A 26,357-nucleotide genomic window follows, 5' to 3' on the forward strand; every position below is an offset into this window, starting at 1 on the left:
GTGCCACGGTACACATGGCGCCCCTTTAGCGGAGCTTCCTCCGTTACTTAAGAGAGATTCCTATGCTTTACCCCGAACTGTTCAAATCAATGGAAGCCGTGCGCTGGAATATGAGTAGTGATATTCCCTGGGACGATTTCGACGCCAGCAAGCTGTCCGATGATCAGGCGTACACCATCAAGATGAATGCCATCACCGAGTGGGCTGCCTTGCCCGCCACCGAAATGTTTTTGCGCGATAACCGCGACGACAGTGATTTCTGCGCCTTCATGTCAATCTGGTTCTTCGAAGAACAAAAACATTCCCTGGCCCTGATCGAATACTTGCGCCGATTCCGTCCTGAACTGGTACCGACCGAAGAAGAGCTGCACAAGGTTCGCTTCGAGTTCGATCCCGCACCTGCCCAAGAAACCCTGATGCTGCATTTTTGCGGTGAGGTTCGCCTGAATCACTGGTACCGGCGCGCTGCTGACTGGCATACCGAGCCGGTCATCCAATCCATTTACAAAATCATTGCGCAAGACGAGGCACGCCATGCCGGCGCTTACTTGCGCTACATGAAGCGCGCCCTGGTTCATCAAGGAAAAGAGTTCGGCCATAATGCCCGTATCGCTTTTTCGAAGATTGGTGTCCTGATGGCGTCGGCCCATCGCACACCTCAGGCATTGCATCCAACCAACCTGCATGTCAACAAAGACCTTTATCCGCAAGATACGGTGCAGTCCAAATTGCCATCGCCCGGCTGGCTGGAAAACTGGCTCGACAACCAGATCTGCTTCGATAACGAGTGGGAGACCAAAGTCAGCACCCGCATACTGCACAATATGTCGCTGCTCATGGACACTACTTTCAATACTGTGCAGGATCTGAATCGCTACCGCAAGGAATTGATCAAGACGGCTACGCCGGCCTGATCGCTGGGCAAGGCACCAGAGTCGCGTCATGACTGCCAGATTCGAATCGAAAATACTGTCGCGGCCCGACTGTGTGGCGGCTGTAGGGGCCGGTGCCTTGCCGCGTCCTATTATCTTCACCAACGGTGTGTTCGATATCCTGCATCGTGGGCATGTCACCTACCTCGACGAGGCCGCACAATTGGGTGCAAGCCTGATTGTGGCCATCAATACCGACGAGTCGGTACGGCGTCTGGGCAAAGGCGACGACAGGCCCCTGAACAATCAGGCTGATCGGGCCGCCTTGCTGGCCGCCCTGGCCTGCGTCACCGTGGTCACCGAGTTTGACGAAGACACACCGCAGGCGCTAATTGAAGCGTTGCGGCCCGATGTGATCGTCAAGGGGGGCGACTACGATATGGAAACCTTGCCCGAGACTGCCAGTGTCAAGCGTTGGGGAGGCAAAGCCGTGGCTATTCCCTTCGAGTTCCAGCGATCGACCACATCGCTGATTGGCAAGATACGCGGCTAGAGTCTGCTTTGTTGCTGCACAGCGCACCGTATCTTGTGCGCGTGGCGCTGTCAGGGGTGGGCTGAGAGCAGCTCGTTGATGGCGACGATGTCCTGATCAGTCAGGACGCCGCTGCTGGCCTTGAGTCGCAGCCCGTTCATCAGGGTGTCATAGCGGGCACGTGCCAGACTGCGCTGGGTTTCGAACAGTTGCTGCTGTGCATTGAGTACGTCGATGTTGATTCGTACACCAACTTCGTAGCCGGTTTTATTGGCCTGCAGCGATGCAAGGCTGGATTGTTCGGCCGCACGCAGAGCACTGATACGCGCCAGACCGGATGTAACCCCTGAAAAATGTCGCTGTGTTGATTGCACTGCCTGGCGCTTTGCATTCTCGAGCTCATAGCGTGCCTTTTGCAGGCGTGAGGTCTGCTCGCGGACGACGGAAGAAATTTCTCCACCGGTAAAGATCGGGATGGACAGCTGCAATCCAATGCTGCTGTTGAGCGAGCGTGGGCCGCCGTCGGTGTTGTACAAACCCCGGTCGGTGGCGCTACCGGTTTGCGCTTGCAGGCTCAGGCGCGGATAGTGCTCGCTTTTGGCGATGTCTATCTGCTTCTCGGCGATTTTGGTTGCCAGTTCGGCGTGAGTCACGGTCAGACTGCTATGCCTGGCTTGCTCGACCCAGTCAGTCAGCCGGTTGGGTGCGGGGCTGGGCAAGACTGTGTTGGAGGGCAAGGTAGCCAGTTTTCCTGGCCGCTCGTTGATGAGCCTGGCGAGCTGATCCACGCTCAGTTGCAACACATTTTCAGCCAGCAGCTCACTGGCGTTGATCAGGTCGAGTCTCGCCTGTGCTTCGTAGGTATCGGCAATGGTGGTGCTGCCCAGCTCGAAGCCCTGGCGGGCGGCTCGCAATTGTGTATCGACAGCCTCTTTTTCTGCCTTGAGCGCTCGCAGCGTGTCCTGAGCGGCCAGCACATCGAAATAGGCTTGCGCAACCCGCAGTATCAGCTCCTGATAGGCATTGGCCTGTTGAACGTCGGCCAGGCCGGCAACATATTCGGCGCGCTGCAGCCCGCCCCAGGCGCTCAGGTCAATAATGGGCTGAGTCAGGGTCAGGGACCACAGGGCGCGGCCTTCGCCATTATTGTCATTCAGGCCGCTGATGCGGCGGCGATCATTCTGCTCGGCTACGCCATCCGCCGTCACATAAGGCAGCAATTGTGCTCGTGCCTGTGGGATTTTTTCTTGCTCGGCGTTGCGTTCGGCCTGGCTGGCGGCATAGATGGGGTCGCGTTGAACCGCCATTTGCCAGATTTCCAGCAAATCCTGGGTCTGGCTTTGTTGGGTAAGACCAGGGCTGGCCCAAGCGGCAAGCAGCAGGGCAATGCCCAGCCGGGCGTGTCCGGCCCGTACCATTTAGAATTTGAATTGAGTGACGGTGGTACCGCGCAAAGGCTTGATAAGCGTATCGAACAGGCGATCGGTTTCGAAGCTGGCTGCACTGGTGCGAGTGATACGGCAGGCTGTCATGACAGGAGCCTGGCCGACAACAGCTACAAGCCGACCGCCAACGCGCAGCTGGTACTTTAGGGCATCGGGCACACTAGGAACCGACCCGGTAATCAGTATGGCGTCGTATTCGGTGGTGCCCCAGCCCGCGTGCGCATCGCCGGTTTCAACATTGACATTGCCGACTTGATTACGTTGCAAATTTTCGACGGCAAAGCAGGCCAGGCGGCTGTCGACCTCGATGCTGGTGACTTGTTGCGACAACTTGGCCAGCAAGGCGGCCTGATAGCCCGACCCGGTGCCGATTTCGAGCACGCAGTCAGTGGGCTTGAGCTGCAGTTCCTGAGCCAGGCGGGCTTCGACCTTGGGGGTCAGCATGCTCTCGCGGGTGTCGACTGAATTGATGATCAGGGGCAGTTCAACGTCGGAGAAGGCGAGGCCCTGCATGGGAGCGGGTACGTAGCGCTCGCGCTGGACTTCGAACAGCGCCTGCAAGATCCTTGCGTCCAGTACTTCCCAGGGACGGATCTGCTGCTCGATCATATTGAATCGAGCGCGTTCGATATCTGACAGGGCAGTAACGTTCATGGCTTCTACAAATAAAAACAAGGGTAAAGAATAGTATTGTATTGGGCGTTCGAGCAGGCTGGACGGCAGTCGAGCACCCTATGCCTACTATAGCGTATTTGCATAGCGAATAGTATCAGCGGGGTTTATTTGGGTGTTGGCCACCAGGCATGGAAATGCTGCACCGGACCGTGGCCTGTGCCTACCTGGAGGTCGCCAGACCGGGCGATGGCCTTGACCAGGTAGTCCTTGGCCTGCCTGGCAGCTTCGGGTACGTCGTTGACCTGCGGCAGCAGCGCAGCCAGGGCGGCCGACAAAGTGCAGCCGGTACCGTGGGTGTTGCGGGTGTCGATACGCTGACCGGGTAGTTCTATCAGGCGGTCGCCGTCATGCAGCACATCAATGGTGTCATTGCCCGGCAAGTGGCCGCCTTTAAGAAATACCCAGCGCTCGCCCGAGTCGTTCAGCAGACGACGTAGTTTCTCGGCCGTGCGACGCATTTCTTTCAGCGTTTCGACTGGCGACGCCGACAGCAGTACACCCGCTTCGGGCAGATTGGGAGTAATCATGCTGGCCAAAGGAAGCAGGCTTTCGCGCAGCTCGTTGACGGCGGTACGCTCGAGCAGATGATCGCCGCTTTTGGCTACCATGACCGGATCCAGCACCAGGTGAGCGGGCTTCCAGTGGGCAAGGCGGTCGGCCACCGCGCGGGTGACTGATTGCTGGCCCAGCATGCCGATTTTTACGGCGTCTATGCGTACGTCGGCAAACAAAGTGTCGATTTGGGCGGCTACGAAGTCGGGCGGTACAGGACAAATGCTGGTTACGGCATGGGTGTTCTGCGCTGTCAGGGCAGCAATGACAGCAGTACCGTATGCACCCAGCGCACTCATGGTCTTGATGTCGGCCAGGACGCCAGCGCCGCCGGAGGGGTCGACGCCAGCTATGGAAAGCGTATTCGGGATCATGGCACTTTACTTGCGGGGCTCGAGGAGGCCTTCAGCAGGCGAACTTGGGTCGGCGCTGTATAGCTTGCGCGGTACACGGCCGGCCAGGAAGGCTTCGCGGCCCGCCTCAACCGCCTTTTTCATGGCGCTGGCCATCAGGATGGGGTTGCGGGCGCCGGCTATGGCGGTATTCATCAGAATGGCGTCGCAGCCAAGCTCCATGGCCACGGCGGCATCAGAGGCAGTGCCGACACCGGCGTCGACCAGAACCGGCACGGTGGCCTGGTCGATGATCAGGCGCAGATTCCAGGGGTTCAGTATGCCCATGCCCGAGCCTATGAGCGAGGCCAGCGGCATGACGGCCACGCAGCCTATGTCTTCAAGCATGCGGCACTGGATGGGGTCATCAGTGCAATACACCATGACCTTGAATCCATCTTTGACCAGCGTACGTGCGGCGTCCAGGGTTTCGGGCATATTGGGGAAAAGGTTATCTTTGTCGCCCAGAACCTCGAGTTTGACCAGATCATGGCCGTCGAGCAGCTCGCGTGCCAGGCGCAGGGTGCGCACCGCGTCGTCAGCGGTAAAGCAACCAGCCGTGTTGGGCAGTATGGTGAACTTTGACGGTGGCAGAAAATCGAGCAAATTGGGCTCGTTGCTGTTCTGGCCGATATTGGTCCGGCGTATGGCAACGGTAACGATTTCAGCACCACTGGCATCAATGGCCTGGCGGGTTTCTTCGAAATCTTTGTATTTGCCCGTGCCAACCAAAAGGCGTGAGTGGTATTGGCGTCCTGCAATATCAAGAGTATCTGCGTGGTTCATGTGTGTGCTGCGTGTTGGTGGTTTGGCGAGGCGGGAACGCCTGACGCTGTATGCTTATGCCTGGTGGGCTGCGTGTGATGACAGTCTGGTGACAAGGCAATATGAAAGGATAATCCATTTGAGCCGCTTGCGTCAGGCCAGGAGCGCAAAAACCTGCCCCGATCAACAGGCGCCGGGGTGTGTTGGGCCTGCGCTGGTTTAGCGCGCCTGGTCCAGTGCGCGACATAGCGCTTCGGTGGCGTCGACCAGGCGCGGCCCGGGCCGAAACAAGGTATCGGGATCAATCATGTACACATGCCCGTTCACGGCCGCAGGCAATTGCAGTGCCGTCCAACGTTGGCGGGCTTCATCTTGCGCCGCCCGATTTCTAGCCGGCGTAATGACCACGTCAGGGCGCTGGACCAATATGCTTTCCACGCTGACTTGTGGTGCCGCCACGCTGGAGTTTGCGTAAATATTGATGCCGCCGCATAGCCGCAGTGCATCATTCAACAAAGGGTCGGCGCCTATGGTGTACAGGGGGGAAGTGCCCACTTCAATAAAGACCGTTACTGGCGTTCTTTGCGCATATTGCCGGGCGAGCGTATCCAGGCGCTGTGTCAGGGCTTGTGCCGCAGCATTAGCCTGATCTTGTGTGTTGAACAGCTGACCGTAGCGGATAATTTCTTCAGGAATGTCGCGCAGCCTGCCCGGGCGTGAGAGAAGCAGCGGAATATTCAGTCTGGACAAAGCGGGGCTCAGCGCTTGTGCTACCCCCTGAGGCTGCCACGTGATGACGGCACTGGGCTGGAACGCAAGGATTCTTTCCACGCTGACTTCCAGCCCATTGCCTACTCTGGGGATGTCACGAGCGGCGGGTGGGTAATCGCTGCTGAGTACGGTCGCTACGATCTTGTCGCCTGCGCCCGCCGCAAAGACCAGCTCGGTGATGTGCGGCGCCAGGGTGACGATGCGTATGGAGGAAGTGTCGCTGGCGGGCGCGGAATTCGTCTGTGCAGGCACGGCGGCCGCTACAGGCGGGGGCACCCATACCGGCCAGAGCGCGCTGATGCCCATCAGCGCCATCAATGCCTTATGCAGCATGCGGCTACCTGCGCCGTGCCTCATGTGCTACATCCCCGTGCCTCATGTGCTACATCCGCAAAGATAGGTTTACAAACACGTTTGAACCAGCCGTGTTGTAGCCGTATACATTGGCGTAATTCTTGTCCAGCAGGTTGTTCCAGCGAATATGCACACTGGCGTTCTTGCTGAAATCATAGGCTGCCGTCAAGTTTACCAAGCCATACCCGCCCAGGGTAACCCGCTCCGCCGGGAAGGTATTGAAGTCGTTGTCGTAGCGTTTGCTTGTGAACTGGTATTCGGCGCCTAAGCGCAGTGCATTGAGCCGGTGCTCGGCGCTCAGGTGAAAGACGCGTTTGGCACGCTGAATAAGCTGGTCGCCGGTTTCGTCGTCCACGGGGTTCATGAAGTCGGCACTTGCGCGCAAGGTGGTGTTGCCAACGACTTGCTCGGCCGTCAGGGTAATGCCGCGTATGGTTGCCCGATTGATGTTCTGGGCGGTGTTGGCACTGATCAGTGGGTCGAAAACCGACCCTACGATCAAGTCTTTGATCTTGTTCTGATATACGACCAGGCCCAGTCGGGTCGTGTCCGTATTGTATTGGATGCTGGCTTCGATATTGCGCGACTTTTCCGGTTTCAGATTGGGATTGTTCTGGTACCTGGGGCCCCAGAAGGACGCGGGCGTATCCGGTGCGTACAAATAGGCAAATGTGGGCGCCTGAAAGCCCGTGCTGCCCGCAAGGCCGATACGCCAGTTGTCGGTCAAGTCAAAGTTGTAGGCCAGGCTACCAGTGGTTTCGTTGCCGTAACTCGTAATATTATCGTTGCGCACGCTGGCCTGCAGATGATGCGCATCGAAATCGCCACGATATACCAGGCCTGCCGAGTTGGTATCGCGGCGGTTGGCCAGATAGTTTGATTCGCCCTCTACTCGTTCTTCGAGCCTTTCCAGAATAAGCGATAGCTGCTGGTGCTCCAGGAACTCGAAATTGTTTTGCCAGGTGTAGGAGCGTTGCAGACTACCCGCAGTGGAGTCAAAGCCGGGTATGCGGTTGTCGATGGCTTCTTTGGAAAAACCAAAGCGCAAGATACTTTGCCAGTAGTCGGTAAGATTGTTTGTGCTGGTCAGGTTGTATGCCTGCTGTCGCGTGAGGGTACGAATGGGACCAGGGCCGGCATCGAAATCGCCGCTGATATATCCGTTATAGGCAGTCAGCCCGATATGCTGGCCGGCCGCCCAGCGATAGCCCAGTGATCCGGAGAGCGCGTGCTGGCTGTAACCGTCAGCATCCGGGTCATACGTATACGGGCCCGCCATTTCGTTGGTGGCACTGAAGCCGCTGCTGTCTGCCATACTGCTCGACAGAGCGTAGTCCCATCCGTTCTGGGCACCAGAAAAACCTACACTCGACTTGAAGGTGTCATAGCTGCCGTAGCCGATATTGGTCCAGGCGCTCAAAGGCCGGTCTTCACCGCCTTTCTTGGTAATGATGTTGATGACGCCTCCGATTGCGCCCGAACCATACAGGCTGCTACTGGCGCCACGCACAATCTCAATTCGTTCGATCAATGCCGGATCGATGGCGTTCCAGTTGCTCACTCCCGTTGTCAGGCTGTTAATGCGAACGCCATCGACCAGCACTTGAGTATGCTGCGAAGGTGCACCGCGCAGAAAGACGCTTGTAGCGGTTTGTGGGCCACCATTGTTGCTAATCTGGATTCCAGGCTGCTTGGCCAGTATCTCGGCCACGCTGTTCTGGCCTTCTTTCTCAAGATCCGCTTTATTGATGAGTGTTACATCACCGATCACATCCTTTTCCAGCTGCAGGCTGCGGCTGGCCGTGACGACGATATTGTCGAGCTGGGGAGGAGGGGTGGTTTGAGCGTGGGCCGTAGCGGCAACGAAACAGGAAAGCACGGCAAGGATTTGCCGTTTGGGTGTGAAATACATGATGAGCCCTGAATAACGTGCGTCCCCGCACGTTGCAAACAGAAAAAACATTTCCGGGCCAAGCCTGGACGGGCGTTGATGCCGCCAACAACTTGTTGCCTGAAAGTGGACCAAGGGGCGGATAAGGCTGGTATCGGGCTGGCATGCTTGGCATGCTTACCGTTGCGGGGGCAGCACAGATTGTTCGGGCCTGACTTGCAAAGACAGGCAGGCGCGAAGGCTGTTTCCCATTTGACTTTCGCAGTGTGTGGAGCGGCATGATTGACATGGCGTCGCCTTTCACAAACCGAAAGCACCTCTTCCGTAAGCGAATATATCACAGCCGAAGGTGGGTGCATTCATGGCATATTTTCCGGGCCATGGCCTGCCTGAATGGCTGCGGTAGCCTCCGGCGATACAATAGAGAACTATTTCATCCAGTCCGGACGCGCCCTGTGGGGCATGTGGTTGCCTTCGAGTGCTTGCGTCCAATACTCATCAAACGGGTCAGCCGAGTGTCTTATCCTTCTTTACCATATCCGCTTTCTGCTTATACGCAGGGTTCCGAGTTTGCGCGTCTGCTGGGCGAGCGCATTCTGATTCTTGATGGCGCCATGGGCACCATGATTCAGCAATATAAGCTCAGCGAAACGGATTTCCGGGGCGAGCGCTTTGCCGAGCATGTCAAGGATGTCAAGGGCAATAACGAATTGTTGTCGCTGGTCCGCCCTGACATCATTACCGATATCCATCGTCAATATCTGGAAGCGGGCGCAGATGTCATCGAAACCAACACTTTTGGTGCTACTGCCATCGCACAGGGCGACTACGGCCTGCCTGAACTGGCTTACGAGCTGAATGTGGCATCGGCCAGGCTGGCGCGTGCCGCCTGTGATGAATACAGTACACCCGAGCGTCCGCGCTTTGTCGCCGGGGCATTGGGGCCGCAACCCAAGACTGCGTCCATTTCCCCCGACGTGAATGACCCCGCCGCGCGCAACGTCACGTTTGAGCAGTTGCGCGATGCCTACACCGACCAGCTGAATGGCTTGCTCGACGGCGGCATCGACATCGTCCTGATCGAAACCATTTTCGACACGCTCAATGCCAAGGCGGCCATTTTTGCAGTGGAAACAGTGTTTGAAGAGCGTGGCGTGCGCCTGCCCGTTATGGTTTCCGGCACGGTTACCGACGCTTCGGGCCGTATCCTGTCGGGGCAAACTGTCGAGGCGTTCTGGAACTCGGTACGTCATGCCCGCCCCATCACCATAGGTCTTAACTGTGCACTGGGGGCGGCTCTCATGCGCCCTTATGTGGCCGAGTTGTCGAAAATCTGCGATACCTATGTTTGCGTCTATCCGAACGCGGGTTTGCCTAATCCCATGGCCGAGACCGGTTTCGACGAAACCCCGCAAGACACCTCATCCCTGTTGGAAGAATTCGCGCAGGCAGGACTGGTCAACATGGCTGGAGGCTGCTGCGGTACCACGCCCGAGCATATTCGTGCGATTGCCGACAAGGTGGCCAGCCTGCCGGTGCGCCAGGTTCCACAGGTGCCGGTCAAGACCCGGCTGTCAGGGCTGGAAGCCTTGAATATCGACGAAGACTCTCTGTTTGTGAACGTGGGCGAGCGCACCAACGTAACCGGCAGCAAGATGTTCCTGCGCCTCATACGCGAAGAAAAATACGATGAGGCACTGACGGTCGCGCGCCAGCAGGTTGAAAACGGTGCGCAGATCATCGACATCAATATGGACGAAGCCATGCTGGACTCGGCCGTGTGCATGCGCCGTTTCCTGAACATGATTGCATCCGAGCCCGACATCGCGCGGGTTCCCATCATGCTGGACAGCTCCAAGTGGGAAGTGATTGAACAGGGCTTGCGCTGTGTGCAGGGCAAGGCAGTGGTCAACTCGATTTCCATGAAAGAGGGCGAGGCCGCTTTTCTTGAGCATGCGCGCCTGTGCCGCAAATACGGGGCTGCCGCCATCGTCATGGCATTCGACGAAAAGGGCCAGGCCGATAACCTGCAGCGGCGCAAGGATATCTGCGAGCGTGCCTACCGCCTTCTGGTCGATGAAGTCGGCTTCCCGCCAGAAGATATTATTTTCGATCCCAATGTGTTCGCGATCGCCACCGGCATTGAGGAGCATAACCACTATGCGGTGGACTTCATCGAAGCCACCGCCTGGATCACGCAGAATCTGCCGCACGCGCGGGTGTCGGGTGGTGTTTCCAACGTCAGCTTTTCCTTCCGTGGCAACGAAACCATGCGCGAAGCCATACATGCGGTCTTTCTGTATTACGCCATACAGCAAGGCATGACCATGGGCATCGTCAACGCCGGGCAGCTGGGCGTGTACCAGGATATCGACAAGAAAGTGCTGGACATGGTCGAGGACGTGGTGCTCGACAGGGCCGAGCCCTTGGGCAAGACCGACCCGGCCGACGAACTGACGTCCACTGAACGGCTGGTGGAGCTGGCCGAAACCATCAAAGGTTCGGGTGCCAAAAAGGAAGAAGATCTGTCCTGGCGTGAACAGGGTGTCGAGGGACGCATATCGCATGCGCTGGTGCATGGCATTACCGCCTTCATAGTCGAAGACACTGAAGAGGTGCGGGCAAAAATCGCTGCAGAGGGCGGGCGCCCCATACAGGTTATCGAAGGCCCGTTGATGGACGGCATGAATATCGTCGGCGACCTGTTCGGCGCGGGCAAGATGTTTCTGCCGCAGGTAGTGAAGTCGGCGCGGGTCATGAAGCAGGCGGTGGCGCATCTGATTCCCTTCATCGAAGAGGAAAAGCGCCAGATCGAAGCGGCAGGCGGCGATGTGCGCTCCAAGGGCAAGATCGTCATCGCCACGGTCAAGGGCGACGTGCACGACATAGGCAAGAATATTGTGTCTGTCGTGCTCGAGTGCAATAACTTCGAAGTCGTGAATATGGGCGTGATGGTGCCGTGTTCCGAGATCCTGGCCAAGGCCAAGGAAGAAAACTGCAATATGGTCGGCCTGTCGGGGCTGATTACGCCCAGCCTGGAAGAAATGGCCTATGTCGCATCGGAAATGCAGCGTGATGAATACTTCAGCAGTCGCAAGTTGCCGCTGCTGGTAGGCGGCGCAACCACCAGTCGTGTGCATACGGCGGTAAAAATTGCCCCCAACTACGACGGACCCGTTATTTACGTTCCCGATGCCAGTCGTTCAGTGGGTGTAGCCACCAATCTGATGTCGGACCAGGTCGATACTTATCTGGCCGAGGTAGCCGAGGAATACGAGCTGGTGCGCACCCGCCATGCCAATCGCAAGGCGACACCCCTGGTCAGCCTGGCCGAGGCGCGCGCGGGCCGGCCTCAGATCGATTGGGCCAACTATACGCCGCCGCGGCCCAAGTTCATTGGTCGGCGTACCTTTCAGAACTACGATTTGTCGGAAGTCGTGCAGTTTCTCGACTGGACGCCTTTTTTTCAGACCTGGAGCCTGTTTGGCCAGTTTCCCGCCATTCTCGATGACAAGGTCGTGGGTGAGCAGGCGCGCAAGATCTACGCCGAGGGCCAGGCCATGCTCAAGAAAATCATAGAGGGACGGTGGCTGACGGCCAGTGGTGTAGTGGCTTTCTACCCGGCCAATACCGTCAACGACGAGGACATTGAAGTCTATCGCGATGAATCCCGCTCCGAAGTGCTGTTCACCTGGCGCAATGTACGCCAGCAAACGGTCAAGCGTGAAGGTGTCGACAACAAATGCCTGGCCGATTACATTGCGCCCAAAGAAACCGGTATTGCCGACTATATAGGTCTGTTTGCCGTAACTGGCGGCCTGGGCATAGAGAAGCATGACAAGGCATTCCTGGACGATAACGACGATTACTCCAGCATCATGCTCAAGTCTATCGCCGACCGGCTTGCCGAGGGGTTTGCAGAGTGTCTGCATGCCCGTGTGCGCCGTGATCTGTGGGGCTATGTACCCGACGAGTCGCTTGGCAACGAAGAAATCATTGCCGAGAAATACCAGGGCATACGCCCGGCTCCCGGCTATCCGGCTTGCCCCGAGCACGTGGTCAAGAAAGATATGTTCGAGGTGCTGGATGCCGAGGAGATTGGCATGCAGCTGACAGAAGGCTACGCCATGTATCCGGCTTCCAGTGTGTCGGGCTTTTACTTCAGCCACCCCCAGTCGCAATACTTTAATGTAGGCAATATTGGCGATGACCAGGTAAAAGACTATGTACAGCGTAGCGGTCGCGACGAAGACGATGTGCGGCGCAGCCTGGCCAGCACCTTAAGGTAAAGGCGGCCCAGGCCATGCGCAGCGACAACTCCGGTGTGCAGCCGTCTGCCGAGCAGGCTGCTTCGGTCCGGCGCAAGGCCTTGGGCGACTTCCTGCGCCAGGCCCGGGGGCGTGTACAACCAGAGTCCGTCGGCTTGCCGCCTGGCGTTCGGCGGCGTACGCCAGGTTTACGGCGCGAAGAGATCGCCCAGTTATGCGGCATCAGCGTCACCTGGTACACATGGATAGAACAAGGCCGTGATGTTTCGGTGTCGGCCAGTGTCTGGGCAAGGCTGGCCTCTGTGCTGGGGCTGGCCCGGGCCGAGCGCCATTATCTGTTTGAACTGGCCGAGTGTGCCGACCCCGAGCATGGTCATGATTACGTGACGCCGCTGCCAAGCTACCTGGCTGACTGTGTTCACAGCATTACCGCGCCCGCCTATATTCTTGACCGTTGCTGGAACGTGCTGGCGCGCAATGCGCCCTTGTTGCGGCTGTTCGATGGCTGGCCAGACCGTCATGACAGCCCGAATCTGCTGCGTTATATTTTTACCGATCCGGCCGCCCGCGACCTGGTGGTAGATTGGGAGCAGCGCGCCAGTCGTGTGGTGGCCGAGTTCAGGGCCGATGCCGCTGCTCATGCCGATGAGCCCGACGTCCGGACGGTGCTCGACGGTCTGCAGCAGGCCAGTCCGGTGTTTGCCCATTGGTGGACGCGGCATGCCGTGGTAGACAGGGAGGGCGGTTTAAGGGAGTTCAATCATCCCCAGGATGGCATACTGCGCTATCAGCAGATCACCTTTCGCCTGGCGACGCGACCTGATTGCAAGCTGGTCATGCTGCTGGAAAGTGAATTTGGCGGGAGTGAAGTAAACTCAAGCTTTGCAGGTTAAATCACATCTGGCATATTAGTATCATGGCAAAGAATTACGAATCCGAAGTAACCCAGTTCCTGAAAAAATATAAAAAGGAACACTCCGATACCGAGCTGCGTCAGCGTGAAGGGCGTGCGCGCCTCTGGGACAAGCACATTGACCCTGAGCAGCAAGAAGGCTTTCGTGCGGGCAAGGTGCCGCAAAAGCCGTACGTCTATCAAACCAACTGACCACGCTTCATGTCCGTGCACAAGTCCGGAGCGGCCGCGCTGAATGCCTTGGTTGAACCCGACATAGACAGCACGCCCGACGTGGTCGACAGCGTGGCATTGGCTCGCCTGTATGGCGAGCCTTTGTTTGCCATGCCGCAAGACCTGTACATCCCGCCCGATGCGCTCGAGGTTTTCCTTGAGACCTTTCAGGGGCCGCTCGATCTGCTGCTGTACCTGATACGCAAGCAGAACTTCAATGTGCTCGATATTCCCATGGCCGAGGTCACGCGGCAATATTTGTCTTACGTCGACCAGATACGCGAGCAGAACCTTGAGCTCGCGGGCGAATATCTGCTGATGGCGGCGCTGCTGATCGAGATCAAATCGCGCATGCTGCTGCCCGTCAAAAAATCCGACACTGGCGAGGATGTCGACGATCCGCGTGCCGAACTGGTCAGGCGTTTGCTTGAATACGAGCAAATGAAGCTGGCGGCAATGCAGCTCGATACCTTGCCGCGTCTGGGGCGCGACTTCCAGCGGGCACAAGCAGCCGCCAACCTGAAAGTCGAACACATGCTGCCCGAAGTCAGCCCGGACGACTTACGCAATGCCTGGCTCGATATCATGCGCCGCGCCAGACTCAACGCTCATCACCGCATCACGCGCGAGCAATTGTCTGTACGCGATCACATGAGCCAGATTCTGCGTCGCCTCAGCGATGTACAGTTTATGGAGTTTGGCGAGCTATTCATGGAACGCATAGACCAGGGCGACGCCGTGGCGGTTGTTGTCGTGCATTTTCTGGCCATGCTTGAGCTGGCCCGTGAATCCCTGCTTGATATCACGCAGGCTGAACCATACGCGCCCATCTATGTGCGCTTGTCCTATATCCGGGCCGCTGCCTGATTGGCGCCCGCCTGCTTCCCGAACGGAGTTTGTATTGAAAGTCGTGCACACCATTGAAGAGTTGCGTGATCAGTTGCGTGGACAGTTGCGGGTGGCGTTCGTACCCACCATGGGCAATCTGCACCCGGCACATCTGGCCTTGATGAAGCTGGCACGCCAGCATGGTGATCCGGTGGTCGCCAGCATTTTCGTGAATCGCCTGCAGTTCGGACCCAACGAGGATTTTGATCAGTATCCGCGCACCCTGGCGGCCGACATCGAGAAGCTTGAACGTGAGCGCGATGTCTATGTGCTGTTTGCGCCCAACGAGCGCGAAATGTACCCGGAGCCGCAAAACTTCCAGGTTCAGCCTCCATCCGACCTGGGCGGCATACTCGAGGGTGAGTTCAGGCCGGGTTTCTTTGGCGGCGTCAGCACGGTGGTATTGAAACTGTTTTCCTGCGTGCAGCCCAGCGTGGCGGTATTCGGCAAGAAAGACTATCAACAGCTCATGGTCATCCGCAATATGTGCCGGCAATTCCAATTGCCGGTCAATATTCTGGCCCATGAAACGGTTCGCGATGCAGACGGACTGGCACTGTCTTCGCGCAATGTATTCCTGCAGCCCGCTGAACGGGCGGAAGCCCCCCAGCTTTACGCGACACTGCAATCAGTACAGGCTGATATCCAGGCGGGCAGCACGGATATCCATGCGCTTGAAGGGCAGGCCGTCCAGGCCTTGAACTCGCGTGGCTGGGATGTCGATTACATTTCCCTGCGCCGTCAGCGCGATTTGCTGGTTCCCAGTCAGGAAGAACTCAGCGCCGGCGAACCCCTGGTGGTGCTGGCCGCTGCAAAACTGGGCGGAACGCGCCTGATTGACAACCTGGAAGTCTGTAAGAAGTGACAGCTGACGCTTGTGGGGTGGTATGCAAGAATCGCTTACCGCTATCCAACAAGGAGTCAAACGTGGCAGATATTCAGCATCCCGCCGTTACGCCTTTTTCGGTGCTAACTCCCCGCGAGCGCGACGTCATGGATTACGTGGCGCGGGGCAAACCCAATAAGATCATTGCAGCCGAACTCGGGGTATCACAGCGCACCATCGAAGCACACCGTGCGCGTATTTTTCAGAAAATGCAGGTGCGCAATGCCGTCGAGCTGGCGCACTGCGTGCTGGCTCAGCGCAATTGAATTGAACTGAGCCGTGCTGCTCAGTCGCACTGCAGCGGCGTCTTGTCGGTGATCTCTTTTATGCCATCCACATCAGCTTGACGCGTAAGGCGGTGCTCAAGCCGCGGCTGTATGTCGTTAATCATGTTGATGCGCAAGACGTTGTCATTGATGAAGGTCAGGTTGGCCCTGCTGGCCCCATTCTTTTGCTGCAAAATGATGCGTAGGGGCTGGGTGCCTATGACATCCCAGCAGCCTTGCTGAGCAATGTTGTTCTGGGCATCGGGGCGGTCAAGAAATACTGTGCGCGAACGCCACTCGCCGCTGGGTGCCAGCGTCAGGGTGATGCGGGTGGCCGAGCAACCGGTGTCTGCACTGAGGCACGGAACCGTACCCAGAAATGTACGGGCTTCGGCCAGTGGGCGGGCCTTGATCACGGGCTCGTTTTGCGTTGCAGCCGCTTCTGCCGCAACAGGTTTGGCGGCTTGGTTCTCGCCAAAGCCCAGTTGTATTTGCGATGGTGCCCGCGTAGTGTTGCGCCCTTGTGCTGCTTGTTGTGCGTCGGCAGCCGTAGAGTCGTGCTGAACTGCATAATACCCGGCTGGTTTTTGCTGGGCGCAGCCCGCCAGGACCAGCGCCAGCAATGCGGCGCCCCATAATTTTACGTAGCGGTTTTGCAAGGCAAGAGGGCTTGAGCTGGGCATGGTGGTTCCAAAGGCGGGTTTACAAATGGCCAGGCATGCACGTGTCGCGCCTTGCCCATACACTACGCATTCTACTTATTAATCGGTGCACTCGTAAAACGGGAAAGCTTGTTTATGTGGCTCCAGGGCGAACTTCAATTATGGCAAGCCGGCGCAGTGCTGGCCATGGCCGCATTGGGCGCGATGTTGGGTGTTTGGTGTGCGCAAGCTGCTCTCGTCTATGGGCGCCTGCTCGAGGCCGATGCCCACGCCGATGCAGGCAGCTTGCTTGCGGCCTTGCGTATTGCAAGCCGGCGCAAGCCTGGCGCAGCTCTGGCCGATGCCTCGCCACGCGTACCGTCCGTCGTCAAATGGCTCAGTGCAAGCATTCTGGCCATCGTATTTGGGGCGGCGCTTGCACACTACGGATTCACGCCCCGAAGCTGTCTGTTGATGATCGCGGCCACCATGCTGTTGTTGCTGGCGCATATCGATACCAACACCCGTTTGCTGCCCGATGCCCTGACTCTACCTCTGTTGTGGCTGGGGCTGGGCGCGGCCTGGCTGGGCTGGGCGAACATCTCTTTATACGATGCGGTGGCGGGCGTGATGGTCGGCTATGGTGCCTTATGGTTGTTGTTGCAGGGCTTTCGCTTGCTGCGTGGCATCGAGGGCATGGGTTATGGCGACCTCAAGCTGGTTGCCGCCCTGGGTGCCTGGCTGGGCTGGCAGGCCCTGCCGTGGGTCTTGCTGGCAGCCTGTCTGACCGGTATCGTATTTGCCATGGTACGCCATAAAACCTTGTTTCCATCTGGTGCCTATCCCTTTGGGCCGTTTCTGGCGGCGGCTGGTGCCGCTGTATTCATGGCGGCGCCTGGGTTACATTTGTATTTTTACTGACAAGGGTGTGCCTGAATGTACAAGATTGGCCTGACGGGCGGCATAGGCTCCGGTAAAAGCAAGGTAGCAGATCTGCTGGCCGGGTGGGGTGCTGCCATTGTCGATACCGATGTCATTGCCCACGATCTGACCGCACCCGGGGGCGCTGCCATTGAACCTATACGCCAGCAGTTCGGCCCTGATGTCATTGCACCTACCGGGGCCCTCGACCGACGGGCCATGCGCGATCTGGTATTCGAAAGCCCCGAAGCCCGGCATCAGCTTGAATCCATCCTGCATCCCATGATAAGTTCCGTTACACGGCAGCGTGCCTCAGAGGCCCAGGGATGTTATCTTGTTTTCGTTGTGCCTTTGCTGGTTGAGTCCTTGCAGCACTCGAGTCGCTGGCGTGATCTGGCAGATCGGATTTGCGTCGTCGACTGCGACCCGGCTACCCAGGTAGCAAGAGTGCAGTCGCGCAGCGGGCTGACGCCGGAAGTGATTGCGCGTATCATGTCAGCACAAGCTTCGCGGGCTGATCGTCTGGCTGCCGCCGACGATGTTGTTCTTAACGATAGGCCAACCACTGTCAATGATCTTACACGCCGCACACGCATGCTGCACGATCAGTGGTGTGAGCTGGCACAGAGTCGCCCCGGTTCGCTTGCAGGCAGTCGTTCCTAGTCATTAAAAAGGTTTTTGTTCGCGTGATTCTTTATGAATATCCTTGCAACGAACGCGTAAGGTCTCTGCTAAGGGTCGAGCATCTCTTTGACAGGTTGTTTTTTTTCGCTCAAGGCACCGACGTCCATCACCATCAGATTGCGGTGGCCACCTTGTTCGACCTGCTCGATATCTGCGACCGTAACGATCTGCGGGGCGGGGTGTTGCAAGACCTCGAAAGGCAACGTGTTTCGCTCAGCGGCTTGCGCCAGCACCCGGGCGTCGATACGCAGGCGCTCGATACCATGCTCACCGAAATTCAAGGTGTCGCAACTGAGCTCGGCACACAAGGCCGCATAGGCCAGGAACTGCGCGACAACGAGTGGCTGGCCAGCTTGCGGGGTCGTCTGGCCGTACCGGGCGGATCATCCCAGGTCGACATGCCTTCGTATTTTTCCTGGCAAATCAAGTCCCCCGAGGTTCGTGCACACGACCTGCATCAGTGGGTCCGGCCTTTCTTACCCCTGTACAAGGGCCTGGCCCTTATACTGCGCGTGCTGCGCGACTCTGGCGATGTGGTCGATGTCATGGCGCGTCAGGGGGCTTATCAGGAAATGTTGGGTGGCAAGGTTTTTCAGCTTTTACGGGTCTGGGTTGATACCGCGGCCAATATTTTTCCCGAAATGAGCGCCAATAAATACGTGATCTGGGTGCGCTTTGCCGCACAAGACTCCGAGCTAAAGCCTCAGCCTGTTACCCGCGACGTGGCTTTCAAACTAGCGCGCTGCAACGTTTAAGACTGCCTGATTCAGGCCCCAGCGGGCCGCTTGCCGGCTCTATTGCTGCGGGATAGTTGTTGCGCTCCGTTTCAAATTCGCAATTTTCGTGTTCGCCGTGCCGGCAATAGGCGAAAATGTCGCCTGTTTTGTTTGTTCCCGGAGAACATTGCATGTCGGATTCATACTCCGAATCACGCCAACGACGTCAATCGTATTGGCTCTGGCTTGTTGCCCTGTTGGTGCTGACTGCCGGTGCCTACTGGTTTGTTGGCAAAGACAGTTCCCCACAATCTCAAGGGGGCGGTTCGTTTTTTGGCGGGAGAGGTATGTCGGCCATGCCTGTGCCAGTCAAAGTGGCAACGGCAACAATCGGGCCGATCAACTACACGCTTAAAGCCATAGGCACCGTAACCTCCTTCAATACGGTGACGGTGCGCAGCCGTGTCGATGGCGAGCTGCAGGAAATTGCCTTCAAGGATGGGCAGAAAGTAGAGGCCGGCGATCTGCTGGCACAAATCGATCCACGCACCTACCAGAATGCGCTGGATCAGGCTCTCGGGCAGCAAAAGCAAAATGCAGCGCAATTGGCCAATGCTCAGCGCGATCTACAGCGCTATCAGTTGCTGTATAAGCAAAACTCTATTGCGAAACAACAGCTCGATGCACAGGCTGCTCTGGTTCAGCAACTGCTGGGGTCGCGTAAAAGTGATCAGGCCGCTGTCGACAGCGCCAAGCTGCAGCTGGAGTTCACCCGTATCACTGCACCCATCAGTGGTCGCTTGGGGCTGCGCAAGATAGATAAAGGCAATATGGTGAATGCCTCAAATACCGATGGTCTGGTCACCATTACGCAAACCCAGCCTATCTCGGTGCTGTTTACGCTGCCGCAGACTCAATTGCCCGATGTGCTGGCCCAATTACGCGCCGGTAAAAACCTGGTGACCGAACTTTACGACCGTAGCGACCAAACAAAAATAGCCACCGGCCAGTTGGTCTCGGTGGATAACCAGATCGATGTGGCCACCGGCACCGTCAGCTTCAAGGCGCGTTTTGACAACGAAGATGAAATGCTGTTTCCCAACCAGTTCGTGAATGTGCGCCTGCGCGTTGATACGTCACAAGCACTGGCCATACCTACCATTGCCGTTCAGCACGGTTCTGTAGGGGCCTTTGTTTACTTGCTTGACGAAGAAGACAAGGTACACGTGCAGCCTATTGCTGTGGGCCGTACCGATGCAAAGCTCGTCGCTGTGGAGTCGGGCCTGAGCGAGGGACAGAGGGTCGTGACTGACGGCGTTGACCGCTTGCGTGAAGGCGCCAAAGTCGAAGTCATCACGGCTGACGCCGTGGCGGATGCTGCGGTTGCCGATAGTGGCGCGGCGAAGCGCAGTTCGGGTAGCCCCCACTAGGTCTGGGGGACACGAGTGAATCTGTCTCGCTTATTCATACTCAGGCCAGTCGCCACGACGCTGGCCATGGTTGCGCTGCTTATTTCCGGCATATTGGCCTATCGTCTGCTGCCGGTCTCGGCCTTGCCGCAGGTAGATTATCCAACCATACAGGTATCTACTTTGTATCCAGGAGCCAGTCCTGATGTCATGGCGGCGCTGGTGACCTCACCCCTGGAGCGTCAGCTCGGGCAAATGCCGGGGCTCACGCAAATGACGTCGTCCAGCTCGGGCGGTTCATCGCTGATCACCTTGCAGTTTGACCTGGACTTGCCACTGGATGTTGCCGAGCAAGAGGTCCAGGCGGCCATCAATGCCGCATCCAATCTGCTGCCTGGCGATTTACCATCGCCACCCATCTACAATAAGGTCAATCCGGCTGATACTGCCGTGATCAGTCTGGCGGTGACGTCACCAACCTTGCCGCTACACGAAGTGCGCGACCTGATCGACATACGGGTTGCCCAGAAGTTGTCGCAAATATCGGGTGTAGGCCTGGTCAGCATTACGGGGGGGCAGCGTCCTGCGGTACGTATACAGGCCAATCCACGGGCGTTGGCGGCCCACGGTCTGACGCTGGCCAGCCTGCGCTCCGCCATTGTGGGGGCCAACGTCAATCAGCCCAAAGGTAATCTGGACGGCCCCGAGCGCTCAACCACCATCAACGCCAATGACCAGTTGCGATCGGTTGAAGACTACCAGCAGTTGATCGTGGCCTACGAGAATGGCGCTGCGCTACGCCTGCAGGATGTGGCCCAAACCCGGGAAGATGCCGAGAACATCCGCCAGGCGGCCTGGATAGGCCAGACTCCGGCCATTCTGCTGAACATACAACGCCAGCCGGGTGCCAATGTGATCGACGTTGTGGATCAGGTCAAGGCCTTGTTGCCGTCCCTCAAGCAAGCCTTGCCGGTCGGTGTGGACGTCAGCGTTGCCACTGATCGAACGCAAACCATACGTGACTCCATCGAGCATGTGCAGATCGAAATGCTGCTGGCCGTGGTGCTGGTGGTGCTGGTCACCTTTGTCTTTTTGCGTACCTGGACCGCCACCTTTATTCCCAGCGTTGTTGTGCCTCTGTCGCTGGTGGGTACCTTCGGCATCATGTATTTGGCGGGCTTCAGCGTCAACAACCTGACACTCATGGCCTTGACCATCGCCACAGGCTTTGTGGTGGACGACGCCATTGTCATGATAGAAAACATTGCGCGCTATATCGAACAAGGCGAGAGTGCCTTGAATGCCGCCCTGAAGGGTTCGGCTCAAATAGGCTTTACGTTGGTGTCGCTGACCTTGTCATTGATTGCAGTATTGATTCCCCTGCTGTTCATGAGCGATGTGATCGGGCGGCTATTCAGCGAGTTTGCCATCACACTGGCCGTGGCCATTTTGCTGTCGCTGCTCATTTCCCTGACGCTCACGCCCATGATGTGCGCGCGTCTGCTCAAGGCTGAATCAGAAGTCAGGCACAGCCGCTTCCAGCTTGCCCTGGGCCAGTACATGGACAGGCTTACCCATGCCTATGACGGCGGCTTGAAGTGGGTGTTGCGACATCAGGCCCTGACCTTGTGGGTAGCGCTGGGTACTTTTCTGCTGACGGCGCTGCTGTATGCCATGGTGCCCAAGGGATTCTTCCCGCAGCAAGATACCGGCCTGATTCAGGCTATCAGTCAAGGTCCGCAAACCGTATCGTTCAGCGCCATGGTGCAGCGCCAGAAACGGGTGGTCGAACGTATTTCGAACGATCCCGATGTGGCGGCGGTTACCTCTTTCATCGGCATTGATGGCACCAATGCCACACTGAATACCGGCCGCATGCAAATAGCCCTCAAGCCTATAGGCGAACGCAGCGCAACGGCTAGCGCCATCATCGAGCGTCTGAATCAAGACTTGGCATCGCTGCCTGGCATGCAGGTATTCATGCAACCTGTGCAAGACCTGACGGTGGACGATCGTGTCAGCCGGACTCAATACCAGATGACCCTGTCCGATCCCGATCATGCCCTGCTGCTGGAGTGGACCCCCAGGCTTGTGGATACCCTGCGCGAGGTGCCTGAGCTGCGGGATGTGGTGGACGACTTGCAAAGCAGCGGTTTGCAGGCCACTGTGGTCATAGACCGGGATGCCGCTGCGCGGCTGGGTGTCAACAACGCAGTGATCGATGACGCCTTGTACGATGCGTTCGGCCAACGCCTGATTTCCACCATTTTTACCCAGTCCAGTCAGTACCGGGTGGTGCTTGAAGTGGCGCCTCAGTTCCGGCAGGATCCGCAAGCCCTGACGCAAATTTATATACCGACCACTTCCGGGACGCCGGTCCCCTTGAGCAGCGTCGCGCATATCGAGCAAAGCAGCACGCTGCTGTCCATAGAGCGATTGGGGCAGTTTCCGGCTGCGACGATTTCCTTTAATCTTGCGCCCGGTGTGGCCTTGTCGGATGCGGTTCTGGCGGTTCGGGCTGCGCAAGCAGAGCTGGATATGCCTGCATCGCTGGACTTGCGTTTCCAGGGCGCTGCCCGGGCCTTCCAGGCCTCGCTGGACAGCACGCTATGGCTGATGCTGGCGGCGGTTGCTGTTATGTATATTGTGCTCGGCGTGCTGTACGAAAGTTATATCCATCCTGTCACCATATTGTCGACCCTACCCTCGGCGGCCATTGGCGCCTTGCTGGCCTTGCTGCTCACTGGCTCGGACCTCGATATGATCGGGGTCATAGGCATCATCCTGCTGATCGGCATTGTCAAGAAAAACGCCATCATGATGATCGACTTTGCGTTGGATGCCGAGCGCAACCGCGGTCTGGCGCCCGCGGAGGCCATCCACGAAGCGGCCCTGTTGCGGTTCCGGCCCATACTGATGACCACCTTGGCGGCCTTGTTCAGTGCCATCCCCCTGATGCTGGCCAGCGGCTCGGGTGCCGAACTGCGCCAGCCGCTAGGCCTGGTGATGGTGGGTGGCCTGTTGTGCAGTCAGGTGCTCACCTTGTTTACGACGCCGGTTATTTACCTGATGTTCGACCGCTTGTCGCGCGGCAAGCGTGGTCGGAGCCGGGCGCCGCTCGCTGAAGGTGGTTCAGCCCAATGAGGTTTTTCTCCCTCTTCATCGTGCGACCAGTAGCGACCACGCTACTGTGCCTGGCCATGGTGTTGTCGGGTGGACTGGCCTTTGTCTTTTTGCCGGTCTCGCCTTTGCCACAGGTGGACTTCCCAATGATTTCGGTGTCGGCCAGCATGGCAGGGGCCAGTCCGGAAACCATGGCGTCCAGTGTGGCGACGCCGCTCGAGCAGTCTCTGGGTTCGATCGCAGGATTGAGCGAAATGAGTTCGCGCAGTTCCGAAGGGTCGACCCGCATCTCTTTGATGTTCGACATGGACAGGGACATCAACAGTGCCGCACGCGATGTGCAGGCCGCCATCAATGCGGCCCGCAGCATGCTGCCTTCCAGCCTGCGCAGCAATCCCACCTATAACAAGGTCAATCCTTCTTCGGCGCCCATCATGGTGCTGGCATTGACATCGCAGACGGCGACACAGGGGCAGCTCTATGACCTGGCCTCGACCGTATTGGCGCAAAAACTGTCTCAGGTTACGGGCGTGGGCGAGGTCGAGGTAGGCGGCAGCTCGTTGCCTGCCATCCGGGTCAGTCTGAATCCGCTGGCACTCAATAGCGCAGGCGTTGCATTGGACGAAGTACGTGCAGCCTTGTCCAACGCCAACACCATGCGGCCCAATGGCGTTGTCGAAAATGACGTGTACCATTGGCAGATCAGCTCGGGCGGCCAGCTATCCCGGGCAGAGCAGTACAAGCCTCTGATTATCGCCTGGCGTGATGGATCGCCCATACGGTTGCAAGATGTGGCGCAGGTTGAGGACTCGGTCGAGAACGTTTTCAATACGGGCTTCTTCAATGAGCGGCAGGCTATTTTGCTGGTGGTCCGCCGCCAGGCTGACGCCAATATCATCGAGACGGTAGACGCCATACGCGAGCAGATGCCCGTCTTCGAGGCGATGATGCCGGCGCATGTGGCACTGACCGTGGCACAGGATCGCACGCCCAGCATACGGGCCTCTTTGCACGAGGCAGAAATCACCTTGCTGATTGCCGTGATTCTGGTGACGCTGGTGGTACTGCTGTTCCTGGGCAATTTGCGTGCGGCCCTGATTCCTGCCATTGCTGTGCCCGCGTCCCTGATCACCTCTTTCAGCCTCATGCTTTGGTTCGGCTATAGCTTGAACACCATTTCACTGATGGCCTTGATTGTCGCCACGGGTTTTGTCGTCGATGATGCCATCGTGGTGCTTGAAAACATCATGCGCCATATCGAACGAGGCGTCACACCCTTGCGCGCAGCCATTCGAGGTGCCAGGGAAGTCGGGTTTACGGTGCTGGCCATGAGCTTGTCGCTGGTGGCCGTCTTCATACCCATGCTGCTCATGGGCGGTCTGGTAGGGCGTTTGTTTAAGGAATTTGCGGTGACGCTGTCGGTGGCCATCCTTGTCTCGCTGCTGATTTCCCTCACGCTGACGCCCATGATGTGTGCCCGCTTGCTGCGTCGGCAGCCGGAGACCGGGCCGGATCGTACAGGTGTGTTCAAGCGCAGCTTGCAAGCCATGGGTGATTTTTTCTGGCGCGGCTATAAGCGTTCGCTGAATTGGGCGTTGCGGCATGGGCGTTTGATGATGCTGATATTGCTCGCCACGATAGGGCTCAACTTTTACTTGTATGCGGCCGTACCCAAGGGGTTTTTTCCACAGCAGGACACTGGGCAGCTACTGGGGTTTTTCAGGGTGGATCAAGGTACGTCCTTCCATGCCATGAAACCCAAGCTGGATCACTTCAGGGATATCCTCCTGAAAGATCCCGCCATCGAGAGCGTGACGGGCCATGCCGGTGGGCGGGGCGGCAGCAATTTCACCTTCATGATGATTCAGCTCAAACCCATGGCGCAGCGGCATGCCAGCGCCATGGAAGTGGTCAATCGCTTGCGCAGCCAGTTTCAAAATGTACCCGGTGCCCGCATGACCCTGGTCCCGCAGCAGGATATTTTCGTGGGTGGCCGCCAGAACACTAGTGGATCCTACGAATACAGTTTGCTCACCAGCGAATTAGAGGTTCTGAAAACCTGGCTGCCACAGGTGCAGAGGGCTTTGGCGGCACTACCTGAGCTGGTGGACGTGGATACGGACATCGAAGACAAGGGCCGACGCGTAGAACTGGTGATTGATCGCGATGCGGCCACACGTCTGGGAGTGGATATGTCGCTTATTGCCTCGACCTTGAATAATTCCTTCAGCCAACGGCAGGTCTCGGTCATCTATGGCAAGCTGAATCAATACCACGTGGTCATGGGCGTTCAGGACCAGTATGCGCAAGATGCCGAGTCGCTCAAACTGGTGCAGGTGGTGACCGACGAAGGGCATCGCGTGCCCTTGTCAACCTTCACTCGATTCGAAGTGGGTAGCGCACCGCTCAGCGTTCGGCATCAGGGATTGCTTGCCTCGGAATCCATTTCCTTCAGCCTGGCGCCTGGCGTATCACTGGAGCAGGCCACACAGTCGATAGAAAATGCGGTGGCTCGCATCAGCCTGCCTACCCAGGAAATACAGGCGGGTTTTGAGGGGTCGGCACAGGCTTTGCAGGAATCCATGGCGCAGCAGCCGTGGCTGATTCTGGCGGCGCTGCTGACCATGTATATCGTGCTGGGCATGCTGTATGAAAGCTATGTGCACCCCATTACCATTTTGTCGACCCTGCCGTCGGCAGGCATAGGTGCGTTATTGGCGCTTATCATGCTGGGCGAAGAGTTCACCTTGATTGCATTGATAGGTGTTTTCCTGCTGATAGGCATCGTCAAGAAAAATGCCATCATTATGGTGGACTATGCCCTGCTGGCCGAGAGGCGTGATGGTCTGTCCTCGCGCGAGGCCATCTACCAGGCATGTCTGGTTCGCTTTCGCCCCATCATGATGACGACGATTTCGGCATTGTTTGGTGCCTTGCCGCTGGTATTGGCATCGGGCGCCGGAGTAGAAATGCGCCGGCCCCTGGGGCTGACCATAGTGGGAGGCCTGATACTCAGCCAGATGTTGACGCTGTATACGACACCTGTTGTGTACTTGTATCTGGATCGCTTCCGTCTTTGGGCCAGACGCAAGCGGGGTGCTGCGGTTGCGGCGCGGGCATAGCCGGCCGGATGCTGTCTGCCGGTTGGAATAAGTGAATTTTGCAGAGACTGATAATGAA

21 protein-coding genes and 1 riboswitch are annotated in these 26,357 nt (G+C 57.8%); of the genes, 14 read left to right on the forward strand and 7 right to left on the reverse strand.

All coding sequences use genetic code 11. From position 1 onward, the window contains the following. Positions 1 to 62 precede the first annotated feature (62 nt). A complete protein-coding gene (locus ERD84_RS05620; protein ID WP_130038612.1) occupies positions 63 to 914 on the forward strand; it encodes a ferritin family protein in 852 nt (283 codons plus the stop codon). Between the two features lie 28 nt (positions 915 to 942). After that, complete coding sequence (rfaE2, locus tag ERD84_RS05625) at positions 943 to 1,425, forward strand: D-glycero-beta-D-manno-heptose 1-phosphate adenylyltransferase (RefSeq protein WP_130038613.1); 483 nt, start codon at positions 943 to 945, stop codon at positions 1,423 to 1,425. A 50-nt stretch (positions 1,426 to 1,475) separates the two neighbouring features. Here rfaE2 and ERD84_RS05630 read toward each other — a convergent pair whose 3' ends face one another. The 6 genes from ERD84_RS05630 to ERD84_RS05655 form a co-directional block, all read right to left on the reverse strand. Further along, complete coding sequence (locus tag ERD84_RS05630; RefSeq protein ID WP_130038614.1) at positions 1,476 to 2,822, reverse strand: TolC family outer membrane protein; 1,347 nt, start codon at positions 2,820 to 2,822, stop codon at positions 1,476 to 1,478. After that, a complete protein-coding gene (locus ERD84_RS05635) occupies positions 2,823 to 3,503 on the reverse strand; it encodes a protein-L-isoaspartate O-methyltransferase family protein (protein WP_130038615.1) in 681 nt (226 codons plus the stop codon). A gap of 125 nt (positions 3,504 to 3,628) precedes the next feature. Continuing rightward, positions 3,629 to 4,450, reverse strand: coding sequence for a bifunctional hydroxymethylpyrimidine kinase/phosphomethylpyrimidine kinase (thiD, locus tag ERD84_RS05640; RefSeq protein WP_130038616.1), 822 nt, complete (start codon positions 4,448 to 4,450; stop codon positions 3,629 to 3,631). Positions 4,451 to 4,456: 6 nt separating this feature from the next. Continuing rightward, positions 4,457 to 5,254, reverse strand: coding sequence for a thiazole synthase (locus tag ERD84_RS05645; protein WP_130038617.1), 798 nt, complete (start codon positions 5,252 to 5,254; stop codon positions 4,457 to 4,459). 198 nt (positions 5,255 to 5,452) lie between these two features. Continuing rightward, positions 5,453 to 6,361 (reverse strand): cobalamin-binding protein, encoded by a 909-nt coding sequence (locus ERD84_RS05650; protein ID WP_130038618.1) that lies wholly within the window; start codon positions 6,359 to 6,361, stop codon positions 5,453 to 5,455. 25 nt (positions 6,362 to 6,386) lie between these two features. After that, positions 6,387 to 8,270, reverse strand: coding sequence for a TonB-dependent receptor domain-containing protein (locus tag ERD84_RS05655; RefSeq protein ID WP_130038619.1), 1,884 nt, complete (start codon positions 8,268 to 8,270; stop codon positions 6,387 to 6,389). A gap of 124 nt (positions 8,271 to 8,394) precedes the next feature. Next, positions 8,395 to 8,568: riboswitch (cobalamin riboswitch) on the reverse strand. A gap of 196 nt (positions 8,569 to 8,764) precedes the next feature. Here ERD84_RS05655 and metH point away from each other — a divergent pair. The 6 genes from metH to ERD84_RS05685 all read left to right on the forward strand — a co-directional run bounded on the left by metH (position 8,765) and on the right by ERD84_RS05685 (position 15,683). Next, entirely contained in the window at positions 8,765 to 12,538 is a 3,774-nt protein-coding gene (gene metH / locus ERD84_RS05660; RefSeq protein WP_130038620.1) for a methionine synthase, read from the forward strand. Between the two features lie 14 nt (positions 12,539 to 12,552). Next, positions 12,553 to 13,410, forward strand: coding sequence for a helix-turn-helix transcriptional regulator (locus ERD84_RS05665; protein WP_130038621.1), 858 nt, complete (start codon positions 12,553 to 12,555; stop codon positions 13,408 to 13,410). Positions 13,411 to 13,433: 23 nt separating this feature from the next. After that, entirely contained in the window at positions 13,434 to 13,622 is a 189-nt protein-coding gene (locus tag ERD84_RS05670; protein ID WP_130038622.1) for a DUF3460 family protein, read from the forward strand. A 9-nt stretch (positions 13,623 to 13,631) separates the two neighbouring features. Continuing rightward, positions 13,632 to 14,510, forward strand: a complete 879-nt coding sequence (locus ERD84_RS05675; protein WP_130038623.1) for a segregation and condensation protein A — start codon at positions 13,632 to 13,634, stop codon at positions 14,508 to 14,510. A gap of 34 nt (positions 14,511 to 14,544) precedes the next feature. Beyond that, positions 14,545 to 15,396 carry a pantoate--beta-alanine ligase gene (gene panC, locus ERD84_RS05680; RefSeq protein ID WP_130038624.1) on the forward strand — a complete coding sequence of 284 codons (852 nt, stop codon included), beginning with the start codon at positions 14,545 to 14,547 and terminating at the stop codon, positions 15,394 to 15,396. Between the two features lie 62 nt (positions 15,397 to 15,458). Beyond that, positions 15,459 to 15,683, forward strand: a complete 225-nt coding sequence (locus tag ERD84_RS05685; protein WP_130038625.1) for a response regulator transcription factor — start codon at positions 15,459 to 15,461, stop codon at positions 15,681 to 15,683. Positions 15,684 to 15,703: 20 nt separating this feature from the next. Here the strand turns inward: ERD84_RS05685 and ERD84_RS05690 are convergent, their stop codons facing one another. After that, complete coding sequence (locus ERD84_RS05690; RefSeq protein WP_130038626.1) at positions 15,704 to 16,366, reverse strand: copper resistance protein NlpE N-terminal domain-containing protein; 663 nt, start codon at positions 16,364 to 16,366, stop codon at positions 15,704 to 15,706. A gap of 114 nt (positions 16,367 to 16,480) precedes the next feature. Between ERD84_RS05690 and ERD84_RS16095 the strand changes: the two genes are divergently transcribed. From ERD84_RS16095 to ERD84_RS05720, 6 genes are all read left to right on the forward strand, one after another. Continuing rightward, positions 16,481 to 17,245 (forward strand): prepilin peptidase, encoded by a 765-nt coding sequence (locus ERD84_RS16095; protein ID WP_130038627.1) that lies wholly within the window; start codon positions 16,481 to 16,483, stop codon positions 17,243 to 17,245. A 15-nt stretch (positions 17,246 to 17,260) separates the two neighbouring features. Beyond that, positions 17,261 to 17,908 (forward strand): dephospho-CoA kinase, encoded by a 648-nt coding sequence (gene coaE / locus ERD84_RS05700; RefSeq protein WP_130038628.1) that lies wholly within the window; start codon positions 17,261 to 17,263, stop codon positions 17,906 to 17,908. 23 nt (positions 17,909 to 17,931) lie between these two features. Further along, positions 17,932 to 18,684 carry a cell division protein ZapD gene (gene zapD / locus ERD84_RS05705; protein WP_130038629.1) on the forward strand — a complete coding sequence of 251 codons (753 nt, stop codon included), beginning with the start codon at positions 17,932 to 17,934 and terminating at the stop codon, positions 18,682 to 18,684. A gap of 152 nt (positions 18,685 to 18,836) precedes the next feature. Continuing rightward, positions 18,837 to 20,075: an MdtA/MuxA family multidrug efflux RND transporter periplasmic adaptor subunit gene (locus tag ERD84_RS05710; protein WP_130038630.1), complete on the forward strand. Its 1,239-nt coding sequence runs from the start codon at positions 18,837 to 18,839 to the stop codon at positions 20,073 to 20,075. Between the two features lie 15 nt (positions 20,076 to 20,090). Continuing rightward, positions 20,091 to 23,198 carry a multidrug efflux RND transporter permease subunit gene (locus tag ERD84_RS05715; RefSeq protein ID WP_130038631.1) on the forward strand — a complete coding sequence of 1,036 codons (3,108 nt, stop codon included), beginning with the start codon at positions 20,091 to 20,093 and terminating at the stop codon, positions 23,196 to 23,198. Further along, positions 23,195 to 26,299 (forward strand): efflux RND transporter permease subunit, encoded by a 3,105-nt coding sequence (locus tag ERD84_RS05720; RefSeq protein WP_130038632.1) that lies wholly within the window; start codon positions 23,195 to 23,197, stop codon positions 26,297 to 26,299. The genes ERD84_RS05715 and ERD84_RS05720 overlap by 4 nt, the downstream gene beginning before the upstream one ends. Positions 26,300 to 26,357 lie beyond the last annotated feature (58 nt).

Source organism: Pollutimonas harenae, from assembly GCF_004153685.1.
Taxonomy (GTDB): Bacteria; Pseudomonadota; Gammaproteobacteria; order Burkholderiales; family Burkholderiaceae_B; genus Pusillimonas_C; species Pusillimonas_C harenae.